At 54.4% G+C, this 21,492-nt stretch carries 20 protein-coding genes; 10 read left to right on the plus strand and 10 right to left on the minus strand.

All coding sequences use genetic code 11. The features are described 5' to 3' along the window. Both HUU59_11560 and HUU59_11565 read right to left on the minus strand, forming a co-directional pair. Positions 1-1,061, minus strand: a 1,061-nt coding sequence (locus HUU59_11560; GenBank protein NUO20076.1) for a ChaN family lipoprotein, incomplete at its 3' end; no start/stop codon positions are given. 2 nt (positions 1,062-1,063) lie between these two features. Continuing rightward, entirely contained in the window at positions 1,064-2,746 is a 1,683-nt protein-coding gene (locus HUU59_11565; GenBank protein ID NUO20077.1) for a T9SS type A sorting domain-containing protein, read from the minus strand. 212 nt (positions 2,747-2,958) lie between these two features. On the opposite strand from HUU59_11565, the gene HUU59_11570 reads away from it, so the two are divergent. From HUU59_11570 to HUU59_11580, 3 genes are read left to right on the plus strand one after another with little or no spacing between them, the layout of a single operon-like run. Next, positions 2,959-3,228, plus strand: a complete 270-nt coding sequence (locus HUU59_11570; GenBank protein NUO20078.1) for a type II toxin-antitoxin system Phd/YefM family antitoxin — start codon at positions 2,959-2,961, stop codon at positions 3,226-3,228. Continuing rightward, positions 3,225-3,584 (plus strand): type II toxin-antitoxin system mRNA interferase toxin, RelE/StbE family, encoded by a 360-nt coding sequence (locus tag HUU59_11575; protein NUO20079.1) that lies wholly within the window; start codon positions 3,225-3,227, stop codon positions 3,582-3,584. The genes HUU59_11570 and HUU59_11575 overlap by 4 nt, the downstream gene beginning before the upstream one ends. Then, positions 3,585-4,355 (plus strand): methyltransferase domain-containing protein, encoded by a 771-nt coding sequence (locus HUU59_11580; GenBank protein NUO20080.1) that lies wholly within the window; start codon positions 3,585-3,587, stop codon positions 4,353-4,355. On the opposite strand, the gene HUU59_11585 is transcribed toward HUU59_11580, so the two are convergent. Genes HUU59_11585 through HUU59_11595 form a run of 3 tightly spaced genes read right to left on the minus strand, consistent with a single transcriptional unit; the run spans position 4,352 to position 8,672 of the window. Further along, on the minus strand, positions 4,352-5,833 hold the full coding sequence (locus tag HUU59_11585; protein ID NUO20081.1) for an oligosaccharide flippase family protein: 1,482 nt from the start codon (positions 5,831-5,833) through the stop codon (positions 4,352-4,354). The two genes, HUU59_11580 and HUU59_11585, sit on opposite strands and share 4 nt — an antisense overlap. A 43-nt stretch (positions 5,834-5,876) precedes the next feature. Further along, positions 5,877-7,652 carry an asparagine synthase (glutamine-hydrolyzing) gene (gene asnB / locus HUU59_11590; protein NUO20082.1) on the minus strand — a complete coding sequence of 592 codons (1,776 nt, stop codon included), beginning with the start codon at positions 7,650-7,652 and terminating at the stop codon, positions 5,877-5,879. 9 nt (positions 7,653-7,661) lie between these two features. Next, the gene (locus HUU59_11595) at positions 7,662-8,672 is read right to left on the minus strand and encodes a methyltransferase domain-containing protein (protein ID NUO20083.1); all 1,011 of its coding nucleotides are present in this window, start codon (positions 8,670-8,672) and stop codon (positions 7,662-7,664) included. A gap of 30 nt (positions 8,673-8,702) precedes the next feature. Here HUU59_11595 and HUU59_11600 point away from each other — a divergent pair, with 30 nt between their 5' ends. Then, the gene (locus HUU59_11600) at positions 8,703-9,830 is read left to right on the plus strand and encodes a glycosyltransferase family 4 protein (GenBank protein ID NUO20084.1); all 1,128 of its coding nucleotides are present in this window, start codon (positions 8,703-8,705) and stop codon (positions 9,828-9,830) included. Between the two features lie 67 nt (positions 9,831-9,897). Here HUU59_11600 and HUU59_11605 read toward each other — a convergent pair whose 3' ends face one another. Genes HUU59_11605 through HUU59_11615 form a run of 3 tightly spaced genes read right to left on the minus strand, consistent with a single transcriptional unit; the run spans position 9,898 to position 12,534 of the window. Further along, positions 9,898-10,083 (minus strand): hypothetical protein, encoded by a 186-nt coding sequence (locus HUU59_11605; GenBank protein ID NUO20085.1) that lies wholly within the window; start codon positions 10,081-10,083, stop codon positions 9,898-9,900. 15 nt (positions 10,084-10,098) lie between these two features. Beyond that, complete coding sequence (feoB, locus tag HUU59_11610; protein ID NUO20086.1) at positions 10,099-12,333, minus strand: ferrous iron transport protein B; 2,235 nt, start codon at positions 12,331-12,333, stop codon at positions 10,099-10,101. Between the two features lie 3 nt (positions 12,334-12,336). Then, positions 12,337-12,534, minus strand: coding sequence for a ferrous iron transport protein A (locus tag HUU59_11615; protein ID NUO20087.1), 198 nt, complete (start codon positions 12,532-12,534; stop codon positions 12,337-12,339). 287 nt (positions 12,535-12,821) lie between these two features. On the opposite strand from HUU59_11615, the gene HUU59_11620 reads away from it, so the two are divergent. The 6 genes from HUU59_11620 to HUU59_11645 are packed head-to-tail and all read left to right on the plus strand — an operon-like array spanning position 12,822 to position 20,299. Further along, a complete protein-coding gene (locus HUU59_11620) occupies positions 12,822-13,892 on the plus strand; it encodes a glycosyltransferase (protein ID NUO20088.1) in 1,071 nt (356 codons plus the stop codon). A 34-nt stretch (positions 13,893-13,926) separates the two neighbouring features. Then, on the plus strand, positions 13,927-14,283 hold the full coding sequence (locus HUU59_11625) for a four helix bundle protein (protein NUO20089.1): 357 nt from the start codon (positions 13,927-13,929) through the stop codon (positions 14,281-14,283). 40 nt (positions 14,284-14,323) lie between these two features. Continuing rightward, positions 14,324-16,168 carry an ABC transporter ATP-binding protein gene (locus HUU59_11630; GenBank protein NUO20090.1) on the plus strand — a complete coding sequence of 615 codons (1,845 nt, stop codon included), beginning with the start codon at positions 14,324-14,326 and terminating at the stop codon, positions 16,166-16,168. Beyond that, the gene (locus HUU59_11635; GenBank protein NUO20091.1) at positions 16,165-17,244 is read left to right on the plus strand and encodes a glycosyltransferase; all 1,080 of its coding nucleotides are present in this window, start codon (positions 16,165-16,167) and stop codon (positions 17,242-17,244) included. The genes HUU59_11630 and HUU59_11635 overlap by 4 nt, the downstream gene beginning before the upstream one ends. Then, positions 17,241-19,271: a metallophosphoesterase gene (locus HUU59_11640; GenBank protein NUO20092.1), complete on the plus strand. Its 2,031-nt coding sequence runs from the start codon at positions 17,241-17,243 to the stop codon at positions 19,269-19,271. Before HUU59_11635 ends, HUU59_11640 begins: the two co-directional genes overlap by 4 nt. After that, positions 19,268-20,299: a glycosyltransferase family 9 protein gene (locus HUU59_11645; GenBank protein NUO20093.1), complete on the plus strand. Its 1,032-nt coding sequence runs from the start codon at positions 19,268-19,270 to the stop codon at positions 20,297-20,299. The genes HUU59_11640 and HUU59_11645 overlap by 4 nt, the downstream gene beginning before the upstream one ends. A gap of 72 nt (positions 20,300-20,371) precedes the next feature. On the opposite strand, the gene HUU59_11650 is transcribed toward HUU59_11645, so the two are convergent. Continuing rightward, the gene (locus HUU59_11650; GenBank protein NUO20094.1) at positions 20,372-20,755 is read right to left on the minus strand and encodes a hypothetical protein; all 384 of its coding nucleotides are present in this window, start codon (positions 20,753-20,755) and stop codon (positions 20,372-20,374) included. After that, positions 20,752-21,435 carry a hypothetical protein gene (locus tag HUU59_11655; GenBank protein NUO20095.1) on the minus strand — a complete coding sequence of 228 codons (684 nt, stop codon included), beginning with the start codon at positions 21,433-21,435 and terminating at the stop codon, positions 20,752-20,754. Before HUU59_11655 ends, HUU59_11650 begins: the two co-directional genes overlap by 4 nt. Positions 21,436-21,492 lie beyond the last annotated feature (57 nt).

Genomic DNA, 21,492 nt, shown 5'->3' on the forward strand with positions numbered 1-21,492 from the left:
GATTGCTGTTTGGCGCGTTCGTAATTCTTGCCATTGATGAAACCTTCAATCGGCGTGACGCCATGATATTGCGAAATCGGGCATTGAAAAATCCAACCGTCGGCAAAAGTTGAGAGCGTAAAATTCTCGTAGCCTTGACTGTAAACGGAATTTTCGCCTTTCAATACTCCGAACGGCGTATTTTGCAAGTCGAATCCGACGGGATAATAAGTTGGCCCAAGTTCCTTGAAGAGCGCGTCAATTTGTCCGTCGGCGGCATAGACATAGATTCCACCGTAGCCGTCTTTCGGCGGCCAGATAGCGTGAAGATAAACCGTCATCACACGGTCGCCAAGAGATTTCTTGACAAAATTGCCCATGCGTTCGGTTTCAAAGCGAATGAATTTGCCGTCACCTACTATCGGCTGATTGTAAGATGAAAAGCCGTGATGAATCCCGCAATAGACCAGCACTTTCTCGCCATTCGCGACGGCATCGGTCACGACTTTAGCCCAAAACTTTTCACCGCCGCCCTGCCAAACTTTCTTCTTCTTCTCAGGGTTGTCGCGGTCTTCTTCCGTTTGGATGTGCGACCAATCGGGCGAATCGTTCATGCCGAGAATCCGGAACTTCGGCAGACTGTCAGGAAGTGCGCGATTCAGTTCCCACGCCGCTTTGAAGATATCCACGTACTCCTGAAAGCCCCAGAATGAAAATTGATTAAACGTAATTTCGCGCGCCAGCGCTTCATTATATGTGGCGCCGCTTAACAAGCTGTCAATCAACGGTTGGTCTTCACGGCGCGCGAACTCGGTGGCAAGGGTCCGGACGCTGCGGCCGTAGCAGCGCGGAATCAACTCGTGAATCAGTTCGACATTCTCTTTGATCCGGTGGTATTCGCCGAGAATCACCACATCGTGATTGGCGAATTTGCTCACAACGTAGTCGACCGGAGTTTGTTTGTGCGCATCGAGATAGCTCTTCAGCTCCGCACCAACCTTCGCATCCAGCGGCGGCGGCGCGTGGCGGTTGCTCGCGCAGGAGAGGAAGAGGAGGGCAGCAAGAAGAACAAGAAAGCGCATTCCTACCTCATCAACATCAACTTAACCGTCGCATTTTGATTGCCCGCGGCGAGTTTGGCGAAATAGACTCCGCTGGGTTGAGACAGGTCGAGCGAATAGGTATACTCGCCTGCGGACAGTTGACCGAGCGATTTTTGCAGGACACTTTGGCCCAGCGTGTTAAACAGTTCCAGCGACACGTCGGCGGGATTCGAGAGCGTGTACGATAGATTGGTTGTCCCGTTAAACGGATTCGGATAGGCGGAAAGAACGAAGGATGACGGATTCGGAATAGTTGGATCAACAGCATTCGGCTCGAACAGCGAATCAATCACCGCAACAAAAGCATCCTGGTCACCCATTCTGGTGTCGGTCCAGACGCAAACTGCTTTGTCATGCGCGGCGTACCAGCCGATATATTCACCGATTAACCCCGCATCGAGCGTGCCCGCTCCCGGGTTGCTGGACACTTCCGTGATACGTTCGTTGGGCCGCCATGTTTGACCGCCGTCTTCGCTAACCGTGAAATAAACATCCATGAGAATGTTCTGCGCGCTGTTGCGGCGGTCATACCACGCGCACCACACACGACCCTCTTCATCCACGGTTATCCACGGATGGAACTGGTCCACGGCATGCGGCTGATTCTCATCGTCAATCAGAATTGGCGCCCGCCACGTCGTGCCGCTGTCGTCACTTGATGTATAATATACTTCGGTGTGAGAGAGATTCGGTACGGCGTTCGTATAAAGCGCGTGTATGCGGCCACGATGGGGGCCGTTCGAATTATCTACGGCCATCGCCATGTACGAAAAGATGAGTAGCGCAGGGTCAATTTCGGCATTGGCAAAACGTGTTTCAAAGACAATCTGCTCGTCACTCCATGTCTGTCCACCGTCCAGCGAGCGTGAGAACATGATGCCGTCGTTGCGGTAGCTTACCCACGACACATACACCTCGCCGTTCGGGCCGGTGGCCACATTAGCCCATTGCACCGAGCGCGAGTCGGAGATTCGAATCGGCTCCGAGTATGCTTCACCGGGACGCTTGTACACCAGCACGATATGAGTCGAATCAAAGTTGCCGTTGTTCTGATTGATGAAGAAGCGTGCCCACGCGACATAAAACGTCCCCTGATAGGGTGAATCCGGCGAGTTGTCAATCGCCATCATCTGCTTGTCTTCAAACGAGGAGCCGTCCGTCGTGAGTTCAGCCCACACCGAATCCGTCCACGTCACGCCGCCGTCATAGGAAGACACCGAGAGCAAACCGTTGTCATCCACACCGCTCGGCTCAAAGGAAATCATATTGGCCGTGAACACGCCGTTGTGGTCCACCACGAGCACCGGATCGCTCTGCCACTCGTAGAACATCGCCGGAAAGAGCGTGTCGTGCCACGTCCAGCCTCCGTCGAGAGTATAGCCTACACCGATGCGGCGATACCCCAGACGGAAATCGCGCCACACGGCCACCATATTGTCCGGGTCGAGCGGGTTGATACAAACCTGCTGCTCATTCTGTATTTCACCGGAATTGTCCGTGTTAATTCGCTGATTCAGGTGCTCATCGAAAGGAATTACAAAGCCGCGGTGCTCAAGAGGTTTATGCTGCCAAATCGAATGCGGCTTTTGATGCTCAACCAGCGGCGTCACGCGAGCGAATGCTGTCGCCGCGAGGAGCAGTGTCATGAGAACGAAGTAATGCATGGTGCGGGGCCTGAGTTAGAGTTACCTTCTAATATACTTCTCCCTTTTCGCAATGGCAACTGCAAACCACGAGAGGTTGTCTTGCTTCGGCAACAGCCACAACAGGCCGATTAATTCAATTAATTGATTATTCTACACATAGCACAAAAAACACCATTTGCATCGAAACTATTTCCTTTGTACATTGATTTGTACAACAGAAAGGACAAAAGATGGCGAGACACATCAGCATAAGCGAAGCTCGCAACCAGCTGACACGGCTGCCGGAAGAACTCGAGAAAACTCACGAAACGGTGGCGATAACACGTAACGGCGAGCCGAAACTCGCCGTGATGAGTTGGGACCTCTATCAATCCATGGTCGAGACCATGGATATCATGAGCGATCCCGAGCTTGTCGCGCAAATACGCAAAGGGATCGCTGACATTGAGGCCGGCAGAGTCATTCCGTGGGAAGAGGCGCGTAAGGAACTTGGGCTTTGATCTACAAGGTGGTTGTAACGCGCACCGGAGTGGATTCGCTGAAGTCCATTTCCGATATTCGTATTCTGAGGTTGCTCGATGAGAAGATACAGGGTCTTGCTCATGTTCCGGAATTACAGGGCGAGCCGCTCCGTGATGAATTCACAGGCTACAGAGCGTTGCACGTCATCGGGAACAGATATAGAATCATCTATCGGATTGACAATGACATCGTTTCCGTATTTGTCGTCGCGGCGGGCATTCGCAAGAAAGGCGACAAGAAGGACATCTACGAGGTCATGCGACGTTACGTCCGGTTAGGGTTGATTGACGTACCCGGTCCGAAAGTACATCCTAAAAAGAAGCCGCGCAAATAAATGACCGAAACTTTACAAAACCCGCTGCCGAAAGGCGCATTTCGAATGAAGTACGAGGAGCAATTGCGACTCGTGCCGTGGCCATTTAAGGGCTATTGGAAAAAATTGGCCGCCAAGAACGGTTATTACAATCACACCTTCATGCAGGAATGGGCCGACGGGCTGGAAGATGAGCCCGTGCTCGAAGCCGGCTGCGGAGAAAGCAGCGACCTGACTAAACGCGAGAAGAAGATGAATTTTCTTGTCGGCATTGACCCCTTGCCCGATGATATCGCGAAGAACGAAGGATTGAAGTATAAGGTCATCGGAGTGTTGGAGGAACTGCCGTTCCGGGACGAACAGTTCGCCGGCTATTACAGCGATTCAGTCTATGAACATATTGACGATCCCGCCAGATGCTGCAATGAAGCATTCCGCGTGCTGAAACCGGGCGGAAGACTTATCATTAACACCAACTCGGTGTTCAATCCCTTCATGTTTCCCAACAAGTTTCTCTCCATCAAATGGCGGGAGAAGCTCAAAGGCGCCGCCAAAATCCAAAGCGAAGGCACATTTCGCGCGCCCTACAAAATCAATACAGCCAGACGGCTAAAAAAATACCTGCGCGAGGCAGGTTTTGTGGACATCAAAATTTATCGGTGGGGTGTGCCGGCGATGTATAAGCCGCGCTGGGTGCTGTTTCTGCTGCTGTGCATGGAGTTATTAGGTGAGACACCGTTGTTCTGCGGATTGAAACACCGCTTGATGGCAACCGCTCGCAAACCGGATTAAAACTTCCAGAGCGGCTTCGGCAGTTTGCTGTTGATGAAATCGCGCTCTTCCTTCGAGAAGCCGCGATTGACCATTGAGAAAATCAGAAACAGCGCACCGAAGACAAACACGCTCGCAATCACGCCGCCGAGACTGTTCAAATAAGGTTTGATGAAATAGACGATGCCGCCTGCCGCGGCGGCATTCAGCCAGATGCGGATGTTGCCCCATACATCCATGCGCGCGTTCGCGATGCGCTTGACGTTGTAGTAAACAATGTTGTTCTGCAGAATAACGGCAAATCCCGTTATCCATGGCATGATATTGTAACCGTATTTCGGAAGCAGCAGCACACCGGCGATGATTTTCAAAATGCCGGCAAGCTTCGCGAAAATGAGAATATCCACCCGCTCATGATTCTGCATCATCAGCCCGAGCGGCATCCGCACCGACGCGGCAGGCAGAAATAACGCCATCACCGCCACAAGCATCCATGCGTCGGCGTAGCGCGGGTCGAACACATAAATGATGACCTCCTTCGACATCACGGCAAGCCAAACCGCGACTGCGACCGTCGGAAACAACGTCGCCTTGATGAGCATCCGGAATCCGAACTCGGCCTTCTCCTTGTTCGCACCGTACTCGCTGAAGAAGAGCGGCTGTATCACCGGACCGAGCATCTTCATCGGCAGCACCTTTTGTGCAAGGTCATTGATGCGGTTGGCAAGACCGTAAAATCCGGTGGCCACTCCGCCCAGAATTCCGCTCACGAGAAAAAAATCCGTGGCGACCGAGAGAACCGATACGCCGATTTCGTTGACATAGCTAAGGCCCGCAAACTTCTTCATGCGCGGCCAATCGAGCTCCGCTGATTCCGCTTCGACTTTGACTGTTCGCTTGTAATAGAGTGCGTAAAACAGCAGGCAGAAAAACAGCGCGATTCCTTCCGCGATAACAACGGCCATGAAGTCGCGATAGTAAAGCCAGACACCGCCGAGCAGAATGAGCCGAATCGTGTTGTAAAGAACGGTAACGACGAAAATCGTCTGCTGCCGGAAGATACCGCTGAAGACGAGGTGATAGACCTCCGTCAGCAAATAGAGAATCGCCGCCAGACTGAACACGCGCAGGATGTTGGCTTCGTCCGGAAAATTTATCCACTTGCACAACTGCGGCGCGAGGAAGAACACCAGCACGCACGCACCAATCGCGACCAAAAATTGCGTGCGCAGGACCTTGCCGAAAATTTCGTGAATCCCGCGCCAGTCACTTGAGGTGAACCGCTCCGGCACATAGCGCGTTATCAAATTCGGCATTCCGAGTTGAAACACCATCGAAAGATTCACCATCACACCGATAAAGAGCAGCGAGTACAGTCCGTATTGCTCAACGGTAAGTACGTCAAGCAGCAGCCGGATGACAATATACGAGAATATTGCCGCCTGTGCCTTGCCAAGCAGCGAGAAGACCGTATTATGGAGTGTGCGTCGGCGGGGCAATTAAAGTCGATGATGAGAAGTTAATGATGAAACGGCGGAACGTCTAACGCTTCAGCCATTGCTGCAATACCAGTACGGTATAATTCGGGGGGAGTGAAAGTCCGCGCTTGAAAAAGCCGCCGTCACCGCGTTGCTGAGCAAAGTCCGGCATGGATTTTACCCACGTCATCCACGGAATCGAAAATCCCTTTTTCGGTTTTGACAATATGGACTCCGGCAGCACTCCGCGCATCGCTTGTTTGAAAATAAGTTTCAATGTCTTGCCGTCACTGCGCAGCTTGTCGGGAAGAGCGAATGCCGCCTCGACCAATTTGTGGTCAAGTAATGGCTCCCGCGCCTCAAGCGAAACGGCCATGCTTGCCCGGTCCACCTTAACCATGATGTCGTCGGGCAAATACGTTTTCAAGTCGAGATACTGCAGCCGCGTTGCCAACGGCAGCTCGGATTTCCAGAATCTCCGCCACGACCAATAGTCGTCGTAGTCTCTGAATTCGCGCAGAAGCTCAGCATTCAGCAGCCGCTCTTTGTCAGCTTTGGGAAAGCCGCCCATCAACACGCACCACAGCTCGAAATCGTCGAGCAGATAAAGCTGCGAACGGATGCGCCCTTTGCTCATGAACGGATAATACTTGTGCACAAAGTCGCGGAACGCGCCGCGCAGAGGAAAACCGTGCTGACCGTTGTGTTCCGCGAAATGCTGATAGCGTTTGTATCCCCAGAAAATCTCGTCTCCGCCGTCACCGGAAAGCGCGACCGTCACCTTCTCGCGCGCCATCTGAGAAACGAGTGTCGTCGGGAAAATCGAGGAGTCACCGTGCGGTTCGCCATACAAGAACATCCAGCGCGCGAAATCCTCTTTGGCGGATGCGACGTCGTAGTGCCTGACAACATGATTTGACTTCACAGCGTCCGCGACAATCTTGGCAAACTCAAGTTCGCTGTGCTCGTCGAAGCCTATCGAAAACGTATAGAGCGGATGGTCGGCGTTCTTTTGTGCGTACCATGTCACGCAGCTTGAGTCGATGCCGCCGGAAAGCAGCGTACCCACCGGAACATCGGACACAAGCCTCAACGCAATCGCTTGCTCGAGTTGCTCGCGAATCAGTGAGATGGCGTCGTTCGCTGAGATTCTATTCGTGCCGAATTCCGTTACATCCCAGTATTTCACATCGCGCAGTTTGTTATCTTGCCAAACAAGATAGTGTCCAGCCTCAAGCTTGCGCAGCTCCTTGAAAGCAGTTTTCGGCGACGGAATGTAACCGTAGGTCAGCGTGTCATACAGGGCGCTGACGTCGTCGCTCAATTTGAATTGCTCACATTGGGAGAATTGCTGAATCTCTGAGGCGAACGCGAATACGTCGCCCTGATGATAATAGATTACCGGTTTGACGCCAAGCCGGTCGCGCGCGACCCACAGGAGTTTCTTGTTATCGTCCCAGAGCGCGAACGCGAACATCCCGCGAAACTTGTGAATTGCGTCGAAGCCCCATTCCGCGTATCCGTGCAGCACAACTTCGGTATCGCTGTGCGTGCGAAACTTGTGGCCGAGCGCCTCCAATTCCTTGCGCGGCTCCGTGTAGTTGTAGATTTCGCCGTTGAACGTGATTGACAAACCACGTTCAGGATAGTGCAGCGGCTGGTTTGACCGCGGATCGAGATCGATAACTGCAAGTCTGCGGTTCCCAAGCGCAAGCGTGCGTGCATCATTAAGCCACGTCCCGCCTGAATCGGGTCCCCGATGGAACATGATGTGCGTCATCTTCTCAACAAGAGAAGTCTCCACGCCGCGAGGGTTGCAGATGCCGCAAATTCCGCACATAGGAAATTCTTACTGAGTAACCTTTCCGCCTGAAACCGGCTTCTTCGCCACGACAACGATAGGTTTGGTCTGGTTAAATGTGAATTCGGAGAATCCGGCCTCTTTGAGCCAGCGGGTTATCGTTGCCACGGAACTCGGCAAGTCATACGCCGGAGCAAGAGCGTCGAATGTGTCGTGAATGCCGTATTCCAATAGCTGTTGTTCACTCAGCTGCGGAAAGATGCGTCGGTAGTTCCGGTAGGGAAGCAGGTGAAAGTGAATCTGTCTCGTCCAGCGATTGCGGTCAAGCACGCCGACGATGGGATGAAGAAAAGGCGCGTACCAGCTGATGAACTTGTGCAATGTCTCAGGTTTCATTCGCTTGGTTAAGGGACGCATCCAATACTTCCACTGCAATACGTGCCGGAACGACTTCGGATAGGAGTGCAGAAACAGCGTTCCTCCCGGTTTCAAGTAGCGCACTATTTCCTTGAAGGTCGCTTCCGGATCCGGCGTATGCTGAATCACACGATGGCAATAGACAACGTCGTATGATTCCTCTTTGAGCGGCAAATTCATGATGCTGGCCTGCATCACGTTCAAGCGTTCGTTGGGATAATTGTTGTCCCGGCAGAAATCCGCGCCGATGCTGATATCAACTGAGGTCACAATCGCTCCCAAGTCCAGCAGGACCTGCGTGTCCGGCCCCGCGCCGCAGCCGCATTCAAGCAGCGTCCTGCCGCGCAAAAAATCCTCCGGCCATCTGCTGCGCGACAAAATGGTGTCCCGTTGAATCGTCGTCCCGTTGTACTTGTCCATCTGCAGCCGTGCGTGCTGCATACGCTGATACGCGAAACTGTCCGCGTAGTTTGACAGAGGAACAAAGCGCGGCACAAAATCCTTAATGACGTATGTGGCGCCGCAAACACCGCAAGCAAGCGTTCCGGACTTGATCTCTCCGTCCGCACGTTCGACGTCGGTTATCGTCAGTTCGCTGTGCTCCTGAGGACATCGCAGCAGGCTGAGAAGACTTTCTTTCATTCAAAAGGTTCGATTAAGAGATTATCTGAATTGCCACGCATTCTTTTTGTCACGCAATACCACTACCTGCGCCATACCGGCGGTGCCGAGCTGCAATGCTGGATGCTCGCGCGGGAATTTGTCCGCCGTGGATGGGACGTGCACTATGTCAGCGAGAATGACCGTCCCGATGCGCCGCGCGAATTGGACGGCGTCGCTTTGCACTACATCCCCGAAACCGCCGTCCGAAACGGTAACAACAGGGAAGAGTGCCGCCGCATACTCCGCGAGTTGAACCCCGATGCCGTTTATAACCGCGTCTTCAACATCTATACGTCCTACGCGATTTCGCTGGCGCCGGATAATGCAGTCACAATCTGGGCTGCAGCCGGACAACATGACGGCGAAGTTTCCACGACCCTCGGTGAATTGTGGCAAACTAAATCCCTGAAGCAATTTCTCGTTCTTGTGCCCAGAATTCTTCGCACAAGATTTCTGGCGCGCAAAGCCGCGTTGCATGCAAACGTTCAGCTTGCCCAATCTCGCGAACAGCTTGAACGGCTGACGCGGCAGGGGTTTCATCCTGTGCTCTTGCGCAACAGCCTCGCCAACACCGCCGAAACCGCTTTGCAAAAACATGAGGGCAAACCCCTCGTGCTTTGGGTCGGTTCCATCAAACAGTGGAAGCGCCCCGAACTCTTCATCGAGCTGGCACAACGCTGCGCCGATCTGGAGTGCGAATTTGTCATGGCGGGAGAGTTTCATGACTCAAAGAGTCAGACTGTTGTCGAGCGGGCTGGTCGTGAACTGTTTAACTTCCGCTATGCAGGATTTGTGCCGCCCGAGCAAATCGGAAAACTCTATGACAAAGCGCACATACTTGTTTCGACCAGTCGCGCCGAAGGTTTCCCCAACACCTTCACACAAGTCTGGCTGCGCGGTGTTCCGGTCTTATCTCTTGATGTAGATCCCGACGGTCTCTTGAGCAGGGAAGGCTTCGGTGCCGTGACGTCCGACACCACCGGACTTGAACAAAAGCTCAGAGAATTGATTGCAGACCAGGGCCTCCGAAGACAAATCGGCCTGCGTGCTTCTGAATTTGCCAAGAAAGAGTTTGATTTGCAAGCGAATGTGGACAGACTGGAGAATTTAATCAAGAAACGCCTGCAAACTACCTGAACAACAGGTTCGAAACTGACTCACAGCGATAAAATGAAGCGGGCGCCGTTATCGGCGCCCGCTTGCGTTACTTGGAAGAAAGCTGCACATGTTCCCGTGCTTTCTTGCGTATCTCGATGACCGGACAGCTGTCACAAGCCTCCACGTGTCCGCTCGTCCAGTCGCGCGGCACTCTCCGCGCCTGTCGCACTTTCCGCCAGACAAGATAGCCCGCAGCCAGGAAAACCGACAGGCTTACTAAGATGAGGTTCATGGTGTCTGACATCTCTTAACTCAACCCGAGCAGCTTACCGCCCTGATACACCGCAAATGCACCCGCCCACGCCAGTATCGTCATGTAAGCAACCATGAATGCAGGCCACTTCCACGAATTCGTCTCGCGTTTAACAATCGCGACGGTGGACATGCACTGACACGCCAGCACAAAAAACACCATCAGCGCGAATCCGACCAGCGGCGTGTAAATCAAACTGCCGTCGTCGTGCCGCGCCGTCTGCAGCGTCTCGCGCAATGATGTGTCGCTCTCATCGCTGCTCGACACTCCGTGAACCACCGCCAGAGAACTCACAAACACCTCGCGTGCCGCAAAGCTCGCAATGATGCCGATTCCCATTCTCCAGTCAAATCCAAGCGGTGCGATGACCGGCTCGATAAGCTTGCCAAGCTGCCCGCCTATCGAATGCTCCGTGCGCAGCGCCGCCTCCTGAGCGTCTATGCGCTCCAGCATCACCGCTTGCGTCTCTTGGTCGAATGCCGCATTTTTCTGTACTTCTGCGCGCGCGCGCTCAAACGTCGCGCTGTCCGTCGGGACCCACTCAATGGTCATCAAAGCCCAAAGCACAACCGTTGCCGCCAGAATCACCGTGCCCACTCGAACGATGAACAGCTTCGCCCTGTCCACCAGATTCATGATGACGGAGCGCGCTGACGGCAGCTTGTAGGTCGGAAGCTCAAGATACAGCGGCGGCGGCGGACTCTTCAATATCGTTTTCTTGAACAGCGCCGCCACACTGATTCCGGCAAACACCGATATCAAGTACATCCCCATCAGCACCATGCCGCCCACGGTGAACACTCCAAGAACACTCTGGTTTGCCGCGAACACCGTGCCGATGACAAGCGTGTAAACCGGCAAACGCGCACTGCACGACATCAACGGAGCGACCAATATCGTCACCAGTCTGTCCTTCTTGCCCGCGATTGTCCGTGTGGCCATAATCCCCGGGACGGCACAAGCGAAACTCGAAAGCAGCGGCACGAATGCGCGGCCGTCGAGTCCCACCTTTGCCATCACCCTATCCATCAAAAATGCGGCACGTGCCATATATCCGGTGTCTTCAAGCACTCCAATAAAGAAGAACAACAGTAATATCTGCGGCAGAAAAACAATCACGTTTCCCATTCCCGCAATCGCGCCGTCTATAACCAAATTCCTGAATAATCCTTCCGGCAGCATGGCCCCCACGTTCATTGCAACCCAACCCACCAAACCTTCCGTGGCCGCCATCGCCGGTTCCGCCCACGAGAAAATGGACTGAAAAACAAAGGCCATGATGGACAAGAATATCACCGGTCCGAACAAACGATGGAGCAGCACTCTGTCCAGCGCTTCCGTCACGCGATGAGGCAAATCCTGCTCAACTGCCGAGGACAGCACCATCAGATTGCGCAAGTACTGATATCTCGCGCTCGTCTCAATGGCACGCACCTGCCGCGTGGTCAATTTGCGCTTGTTCAGCACGCGCTTCGCCAGCGCCGTCTGCGTCGGTGAAACCCGGATTGCTTCGTCACCGTCCAGCGTGGAGACCAGGAGCCACAGAGCCTCGGCACGCGAATTCTCATTGCTCGATAATCCGCTCTGTTCCAAACCCTCGGCAAGCTCCTTGACAGTGCTCTCAAGAGGTTCCGGAAGCGTGTCAATAAACCTCGGCACTTGTGCAACCGGTCCGTCCGTGCGCGTGCCCTTCTCAACTTCAGCCAGAAGTTTGTCCACTCCTTCACCGGTTCTCGCAACCACCGGAACCACCGGACAGCCGATGGCCGCCGCAAGTTTGTCCGCGTCAATATGAAATCCGCGCTCGCGCGCGATGTCCATCATATTGAGCACCACTATCAGACGCACGCCCATGTCGCGCAACTGTGTCGCGAAATACAAATTCCGCCGCACGTTCGAGGCATCGAGCACCACAATCACCGAATCCGGTGACTTGAGCCCTTGACTCTCACCAATCAGCACGTCATGAGATATCTGCTCTTCGGGAGAACGTGCCGCAAAACTGTATGTCCCCGGCAAATCTACAAGGTCAACCACTTCACCGGAGGGAAGTGTGAACTGCCCTATCTTTCGCTCAACCGTCACACCCGGGTAGTTTCCAACCTTGTGCCGCGCTCCCGTCAAACGATTAAAAAGCGTCGTCTTGCCCGAATTCGGGTTTCCCGCAATAGCAATAAGCCGACGTGTTTGCGTCGGCGTACTGATATTCTGACGGGCGAACATTGTCATAACTTACTTATTGTCAGCCAAAGGAGCGACTACCAAGTGTTGCGCATCCTCCCGGCGAACAGCCAGAGTGCAACCCGGCAACCGAACACTAAACGGACTGTTCAGAGGAGCTGTTCGCTCAATTGTGACATCAGTCCCGGGGATGAGACCCATTTCCATCAGCCGGAGGATATTCTCCGATGGATCCTCAATCTCTATCAACTTGCAGCGACTCCCCACCGGAAGGCTGTCCAGACTGCATAAATCCGCCCGATTTCCCGTATAACCGCAACTAAGACACTGAAAACACTTATCTTCCATAATAAAAGTTAGATACTTCTAACATTAGTGCGTATTTCTTCGAGCTTTCTAAACTTTTCACGTGCAAATATGCACAATTTGTAGTAAGGAGTCAAGAAATCTCATTGTAAACTGCTCACACTATTTTGCTTATCCCCGCAAATTTGGCGATATTTCATGATTACCATTGACCCCTTACGCCTCGACCTGTGCGAATTCTCTTCAGCAACGCCTCGCTTATGTGGGGCGGTAACGAAAAATGGACACTCAATGCTGCCGAGACTCTCGCTTCGCGGGGTCATCAGGTCTCTGTGGCCGTCCGCGAACGAAAGCTCTGGCTCGAACGCCAAAAAGCTAATCAGGTCAATTGGATTGAGTTTCCGTTCTTGAATGATGCAGACCTGCGCACAATTCTCGGATTGCGCCGCTTCATCAGACAAAACAAAATCGAAATTTTTCTCCCCACTCGCAGCCGCGACTATTGGCTCGGAGGGTGGGCTGCGCTCGGAACGTCGGCAAAATATGTGATGCGCATGGGCATCACCCGCACGCTCCCCAATACAATCAAAGAGAGATTGCGCTACTCGATTTGGCCTGACGGCATTATCGTCAATGCCGAAGCCGTCAAACAATCTCTCATCGCGCATCCGTGGATTAAGGGCGACCGCATTCGCGTCATCTACAACGGCGTCGACCAGCGTGAACGCTGGACCCAAAGTGCTACGCGCAATTCTCAGGAGTTGCTGGTGCTTGCGGCCGGTCGTGTTGAAAGCGAAAAAGGCTTTGATGTTCTCATTGATGCAATGGCACTCGCAGTCAAACAAGAGCCGCGCCTGATTTGCGAAATCTGGGGACACGGAGATCTCGTTGATTCGCTGAATGCGCAAATCGAACGTCTCAACCTTGAAGAACATGTCCGTCTGCGCGGCTTCACACACGACATCAACCGCGAACTCGCACGGGCTGATATCGCGGTTTCATCTTCCTATCGCGAAGGCATTTCAAATTTCATTTTGGAAAGCTGGTCAGCCGGAGTTCCACTCGTTGCAACTTCCATCGAAGGCTCAGCCGAAATCGTTCATGACCGCACACGCGGCCTGCTCGTTCCGCCGGGCGATGCCCACAGCATGAGCAACGCTATCCTCGAACTCGTTAAGAACAAATCACTCCGCGAAACCTGCATCGCCGGGGGAAAACAAGCCATCGCCACGACTCACAACTGGACTGCCATGGCGGAAAAGATGGAAGCGTTTTTCTTGGAAATAGCAAATAGGAAATAGGAAATAGGAAAGAGGAAATACGACCTCAACTATTATGATAGACGACCTGAAGAATAGAACAAAAGCTTTTGCCGTTCGTATTGTTTCGCTTCACAATAGTTTGCGGGAGAAAAACTCGGCACAAGTGATTGCAATTCAGGTTCTCAAATCTGGAACTTCCGTAGGGGCTCATTGTGCTGAAGCCTCTCGCGCAAAGTCAAGAGCTGACTTCTTGAATAAGATTGTTGGTGCGTCCCAGGAGCTTGAAGAAACATTGTATTGGATGGATTTACTCGTCGAAGCCAAGTTGATAAAAGAATCAAGATTAGAGTTGCTAAGAAAAGAGGCTGATGAACTAATGGCCATTCTAACTGCAATCGCCAAGAACACAAAGGCCAGAGGTATGAAGTGACTGCGGTCCTCTTTCCTCTTTCCTTTTTCCAATTTCTTAAGTGATTACCTACCTCCGTTTCATAAACCCCTTTAAGCGCTACCCGCGTCATCTCATCCTGACCGCGCTGAGCACGCTGTTCTATGTCGTGTTCAACACGCTGTCCATTTGGTTGATTGCGCCGGTCCTGAATATCATCTTCCTGCCCGGCAAATCCACCGAACCTGCCGCGACGGAAGTGCTCACCGGCGGCCTTCGCGGAATGTATGATAGCCTGAAACAGTGGTCGTGGGAGATGCTCGGTGGAGGAGAACCGCTCTCCGTGCTGCCGCGGCTGTGCGTCGCGTTGGTTATTGTCTTTCTGCTGAAGAATATCTTCGCCTACTTGCAGATGCACTTTGTCTCCTATGTCGAGCAGCGGATGATCAAAGACCTGCGCGACCGTGTGTACGCGCATGTCATTCGCCAGCCCTACAAATTTTTCGACCGCAGTTCGACCGGTGAATTGATGAGCGCGGTGATGAATGACGTCAACACTCTGTCCGTCACTTTCCAGCGCGTCTTCACTCAGGCCGTCCGCGATCCCATCACCGTGGTCACGTTTCTGATAATTTTATTCGGCATATCGTGGCAGTTGACCTTGGCCGCGCTGGTCATCGTTCCGGCTTTTGGTGTGCTGTTCAAGAAAACCGGCGGAAGCCTGAAACGAAAATCGGGCCGCATTCAAGAAGGTTTAGCCGAAATAACGGGAGCACTTCAAGAGACCATCAGCGGTGCGCGCCTGATCAAATCCTCTGCAACCGAAAAGCTGGAAACGGAACGATTCGAAAACAGATCAAGCCGTCTGTTCCGTAATTCACTCAGACTGGCGCGGCTTGAACGGCTTGCGTCTCCGCTCTCTGAAACCATTGGCGTCATCATTATCGCCTCCGTGCTTCTGCTCGGTGGTCAGCAGGTTCTCTCTGGTTCCCTGCTCGATGCCGAAGACTTTATCCGTTTCATCGTGGTGTTGTTCTCGATGCTTGCTCCCGCTCGTGCCGTCGGGAATTTGCACAACTATTTGCAAATCGGAGCCGCCGCCGGTGCGCGCATTGACGCACTCTTAAACGAACCCATCGAAGCACCGGCAGAGTCCGTAAATGAGCAGACCATCAGCGGACTGAATGACTGCTTGGCCTTTGAGCATGTCTGGTTTCGGTATCCGACTTCCGAGCAATGGGTTCTGCGCGATATCAGTCTAACCGTCAAGCGCGGTGAACGCGTCGCACTCGTCGGCCGTTCCGGCAGCGGCAAAACCACCATGGCGAACCTGCTGCCGCGATTCTATTCGGCTGAACGCGGACAAGTGCTCTGGGACGGAACAAACGTCGAATCCATCGCGCGCGAATCGCTGCGCAAGTATATCAGCATCGTCAGTCAGGACGTGTTCCTGTTCAACGAGAGCGTGCGCTACAACCTCACCTACGGCCGCAGCGAAATCACCGAAGAGCAATTGAATGAGGCCATGCGCCGCGCACAATGTACGGAATTTGTGCAAAGACTCCCGCACGGACTCGATACGGTCGTCGGTGAACGCGGTGCACAGCTCTCCGGCGGACAAAAACAGCGTATCGCCATTGCCCGCGCATTGTTGAAAGACGCGCCGTTGCTGATTTTCGATGAAGCCACCTCCGCACTCGACAACGAGTCCGAGCGGCTGATTCAGCACGCGCTCGAAGAACTCTTCCGCGAACGCACTGTGATTCTCATCGCCCACCGCTTGAGTTCAATCCGATTTGCCGATCGCGTCATCGTGCTCGACGAAGGTCAAATCGCCGCGCAGGGCACACACGACAAGCTGCTCGAGCAAAGCGACCTTTACCGCACACTCACTCAACTCTACGAGCGCGAAAGTCTCTCCGAGTGAACATCCTGCTCGTCAATTCCGCCGCACCTGAATTGTGGGGCGGCGGCGAAAAGTGGTTTGTCAACGCCGCGCAGTGGTTCAACTCGCAGAGCCATTCGGTGACGCTTGTGGCGCGACCCAAATCAAAACTGCAGAGTCGCGCAGAGGAGCTGAATCTCGATACGATACCGTGCAAGTTCGGCGGTGACTTCGACCCGCTGGCCATGTTGCGTGCGCGTGAAGTCATCCGTGCAAGCCGCGCACAGGTCGTGCTCACTAATTTCAACAAGGAAAGCTGGCACTTCGGTGTCGCCGCGCGCACGCTGAAAATTCCGCTGGTCGCGCGTCACGGATTCACCCTCTGGTCGAAAAAATTCCGCCACAAACTGCTGGCCGAGAAAATCATCACGAAACTGATTGTCAATGCCGAAAGCATTCGGGACTACTATCTGTCGCTCGGTCTGTCACCCAGGGAAATGGTCGTCATTCCAAACGGAGTCGATGTTGCCCAACAGCGCGGCGGCGAACTGCGCAAGCAGCTTGAGATGAACGAGAGCACGCTGCTGCTCGTCGCGGCGGGAAGGCTCGAGTCACAAAAGCGATTCGACAGACTCTTGAACATCGCGGCGCAATCGAAGCATGAGTTCGAGTTCAAACTTGCAATCTTCGGCGCCGGACCTGATGAACAGGACTTGCAGGAGCAATGCAGGCGGCTTGGTTTGGAAAAGCTCGTTTCCTTTCGCGGCTTTGACCCGAACTTCGCGCACGTTGTCGGTGATGCCGACCTCTTCCTCCTGACTTCCGATGAAGAAGGCGCGCCAAACGTCGTCCTTGAGGCGATGAGCGCGGGTGTTCCCGTACTCGGGTTCAATGTCGGGTCAATGTCGAACATACTCGCAGGTGAGCTTGCGCCGTTTTTAATCGAAGCAAAAAATGAGCAGGTGTTTCACAAGCGTCTGCGTGAACTGGCGGGCGATCGCGCCACGCTTAAGAGCTGGCGCGCGAAGTTTCAAAACCGCGCGCGCGACGAATTCAGTTTTGAGTCTTCCATGCGACAATACCTTGATGTGCTAACCTCCGTACTCCCCTCCGCATGAGCACCCGCCGCGAACAGGCAATCGGTGCAGCATTGTTCATTCTGCTTGTGCTGCTGGGCTGGACTCCCTTCTTTTGGGAGACCGTACAAGCCGGAATCTATGATGCGATGCCAGTCATGCTTGGCGGATTCTTCGCCATCATCGCCGCCGGAATGACCTACGACACGGCCGAGCGAATGTTCGGCGATGGCAAAGGTATCTATGCGGCCGCAATCCTGACCTCACTGCCCGCCGCGGGAATCGTCTTCAGCGAACCGCCGCTGCTGGCAAATGCGTCGCTGATGTTCATCACCAGCGCGACCTGCTGGTTCGCGTCCAGAGCACGCGCCGAAAATCCGCGTGAAACCCTGTTCTTTATCGTCGTTCTCGGAGCAATTCCGCTCGCAATTTTCGGCTTCTGGCCGCCCGCGTTCATTCCGCTTGCTGCCCTGCTGCTCGTCCGTGACAAACTGAACGTACCGTGGACTACGATACTGATTACCGTTGCTCTCGGTCTCACAGGTCTATTGGCGAAGTATGTGATGCGGCTCGATTTGCCGAACATCATGAACCATCAGCCGCACATGGCGCTGTCACCGGCAGAGTCCGTCGTCATGCTCCTCCCGTGGCTGGGCGTGTTGCTGCTTGGATTGCTCAGCAAATCCGCATGGCCGGCGCTCGCAGTTCTGATAACAGCGCTGCTAAGCATGATGCACGTCGCATTCGACGGCGCGTGGCCGGCCATCATCGGTACCGCGTCGCCGCTGCTCGCGTTGGCCGGTCTGTCGGTGGTGCTGAAATGGTTTGACGCTGAATCAGAGAGCAGGCTTGGACAGTGGCGCTGGTTTGCTCTGCCGCTCGCGTTGGGGCTGATTGCGCTTGTCGCCGTGCGCATCGCGCGCTACGAAGATATTATCATCACACGCAACCATGCCGTGTTTGCGCTGGTCACCGGCATCGTGCTGCTCGTCGCCGTCATGAACGACTCGCGAAGATGGATTTTCGCGCTGCACGTGCTGGGCGGCTGGCTCATCGGGGCGTTGTGGTGGCACTACTGGCATATCGAGAATTACGGCGAAGAACCGCAGCCGTCCTTTGACGTCACGCCGTGGATACTCATCGCGGCCCTGCTTGTGCGCGCGCTGATAAGACTCTGGTACGGAAAACGCATGCCGCGCGCGCTTGCCGAAGAAGGACCGCGGCATCGCTTCGACGAGGCGGTCTTTCGCATGTTCACGAATGTTCGCCGCAAGCAGTTGGAAGGCGTGCCGGTTTCCGTCCAGCCGAAAGATGAGCCGCGCATTCGTTTCGCAATCTTCGGTGATGTTGCAGGTTCAGAGTTTCCGTTTGCTTCGCGCAAGTCGGGTTATTATGCGTTCAAACAAATTATCAAAGCGATTACCGCGCGTCAGCCCGATTTCGCCGTTTCCACAGGCGACCTGGCGACGCGCGCGACGCCGCTGGCCTATCGCCGTCTGCGCATGCTGCTTCGTCACGTCACGTTTCCGCTTATCACCACTCCCGGCAATCACGATATCGTCAATCGCGGAGCCGTACAATCGCAATTCTTTCACGGTTTGTTCGGCAGCGACCACGGCGATATCACCGTCGGCTGCGTGCGTCTGATTCTAATTAACAACGCTTGGGGAAGCCTGACCGATGAGCAGTGGCGATGGGTTGAAGAAACGTTTGCAAAGTCGTGCGTCTCGAAATTCACGCTCGTGTTCTGTCACAAGCCTGTTTTCGACCCGCGCGAAGGAACATTCTATGGCATGGAATGGCGGCCGCACGCTGAACGTCTTCACGCGCTGTTCGTGCGGAATCGAGTGAGCGCGGTTTTCTCCGGTCATATTCACAGCCTGCTGCACGACGAACGCGACGGCGTCCGCTATGTCATCTCCGGCGGCGCTGGCTCAAAACTGAAATCCGCAAACGACGAACACCACTATCTCTGGTGCGAAGCGGACGGTGAGCGCATGCGCATTACCGCACACGCGCCCGGCGCTGCAGAATCGCTGCTTGATTTGACTTTGGAGGCGAAATCGTGAAACTCTCGCGCAGCGCGCCCCGACTCTCGCCGAAAAAAATTCTGCTGGTGCAGCTTCGCCGCATCGGCGATTGTATTCTTTGCACGCCGGCAATTCGCGCGCTGCACGAAAAATTCCCTGATGCGCAGATTGATTTTCTGGCCGAATATCCCGCCGAAGAGACGCTGCGCTATCATCCGCTCATCTCGAAATTATGGGTGGCGCCAACGCGCGGATTGTCATCGACAATCGAATTGATTCGCGGGCTCAGGCGGGAGCGCTACGACTTCGTCGTGGATTTCTTCACGAATCCGCGCAGCGCGCAATTTGTGTTCTTCACCGGCGCTAAAGTGCGGGCCGGTTTGAAACGGCGAGGCAGAACGTGGGCTTATAACCACCACTTCATCGAGGAGGAAGAGGACCGCGGTCTCTACGCCGCCGACTTGCGGCTTGAGATGCTGAAGCTCTTTGATGTGCCGTCCTCCTCGCGCGCGCTCGAAATTTACAGCGATTCGCAGGATGACGCCGCTCAGACGAAGGCCGGCAAACTCATTGACAAACTCACCGGTGTCGTTGTGGCCGTCGCGACCGGAAGCGCGAACGCCGCAAAACGCTATCCCGCCGATCTGACTGCGCAGGTCATCGAATTGCTGCGCGCTTCACACTTGGAAGTTGTGTTGACCAGCGGACCCGGTGAGCAGGAGTTTGCGCAGCGAATCTTGAATCGGCTGGCGCGTCCCGTTCCGCATTTTGCCGATGCGCGCGTGCCCGATTTGGCCGCGCTCTATCGTCATTGCGCGCTCTATGTCGGACCGGATTCGGGACCGAAGCATGTCGCGGTCGCCTGTGGAATTCCCACCGTCACTATTTTCGGTCCGGGAAACCCGAACAATTGGAACGATTTCGCAAATCCGAAGAACATCGTGCTCTTTCCGCCGTGCAAAGTGCGTCCGAATTGCGTCGAACTTGAATGCGTGAAGCTCGGCCACTTGCCGATGATTACTCCGCGTGAAATTCTCGCCGCGTCCCTGAAGCTGATTCTTGAATGAAAAAGGCGGCATTGCTGCCGCCTCGAATGATGTTCGTGGTTGCGGGTTTCCAAACCCGCAAGCGCAATCAAATCATCTTCCGCGCAGCTTCTCAATATCGCGCCGGTCTTTCTTGGTCGGTCGTCCGCCCTGCTCACGCTTGCCGGACTCGCGCCAAAGTTTATTCGATTCCTGAATCTGCCGGAATTTCTCCGCCGTCGCTTCATCCGTAATCTCTTCGTACATGCGCGGCGCGTCCTTCTTGGACAGGTTGATATCCGCCGCCTCCAAAATGCGAAACGTGCGGTAAAGTCCCTTCATGCGGATTTTGATAACTGCACCTGCGTCAACCGTGTCGTGAGCGTCGGCGAATTTCTCGCCAATCATGATCTTGCCTTCCTTGCAGGCTTCCGTCGCCTGTGTGCGCGACTTGAAAATGCGCGCGCGATGAAGCCAGATGTCGACTCGCAGTTTCATATTTTGCCCAGCCAGCGGTCGGCAGCGCCGATTGCAGCCGCAGTTTGTTCCTTGGTAATTTCCTGATTGGCAAGCATGCTCGCGAGCACCGCAATCAACGTGCCGGGCAGAATCTTGAATTGCTTGTTTCTGCCTTCGGACAACTCGCCGTAGACCACCGGATATTCGGTGACTATCGACACGACGCGCTCAATTTCGCCGTCGGTCGCGCCAAGCTGCGACAAGTCGAGCCGGAGAGAAGAGACATAACCCGCCACTGATTCTTTGTCATGGCAGAGCAGCGTGGCAAACGCGGTCAACGCCCAGCCGTTTAAGCGCTCGTCCACGACAACGTCATGAAATCTGCACACGCGGCCAAAACTGAATTCGCTCAGACCGTCCGCCCAATGCTCAAGATGCACCTCCTCGACTGCCGCCAAGCGAAAATCGCGCACATCGGTATAGGCTGTCCACGACGGCACAAACTCTTCGAGCACGTCCACCGCATTCAGCACGGCTAAGGCTCGTCCGCGCTCGGGATAGGAGAGAATGCGCCACAAATAGTCGCGAGCGTCGGCTGGATTCGGAAGCAGCGGAGCAGGCAGTTCCGCAACTTCGCCAATCAGGTCGCGCGGAGGCATCTCGCCGCCCTGTGCATACTGCACCGCGCACTCCAAGAATCGTTTGACCCGTTTGTCCATAACCGTTGTCTCCTTGATTGAAGACAAGATACAAAGTCCCGCACAATTTTTCCACCA

The organism is bacterium (genome assembly GCA_013360195.1).
In the GTDB taxonomy this organism is placed as follows: domain Bacteria; phylum Electryoneota; class RPQS01; order RPQS01; family RPQS01; genus JABWCQ01.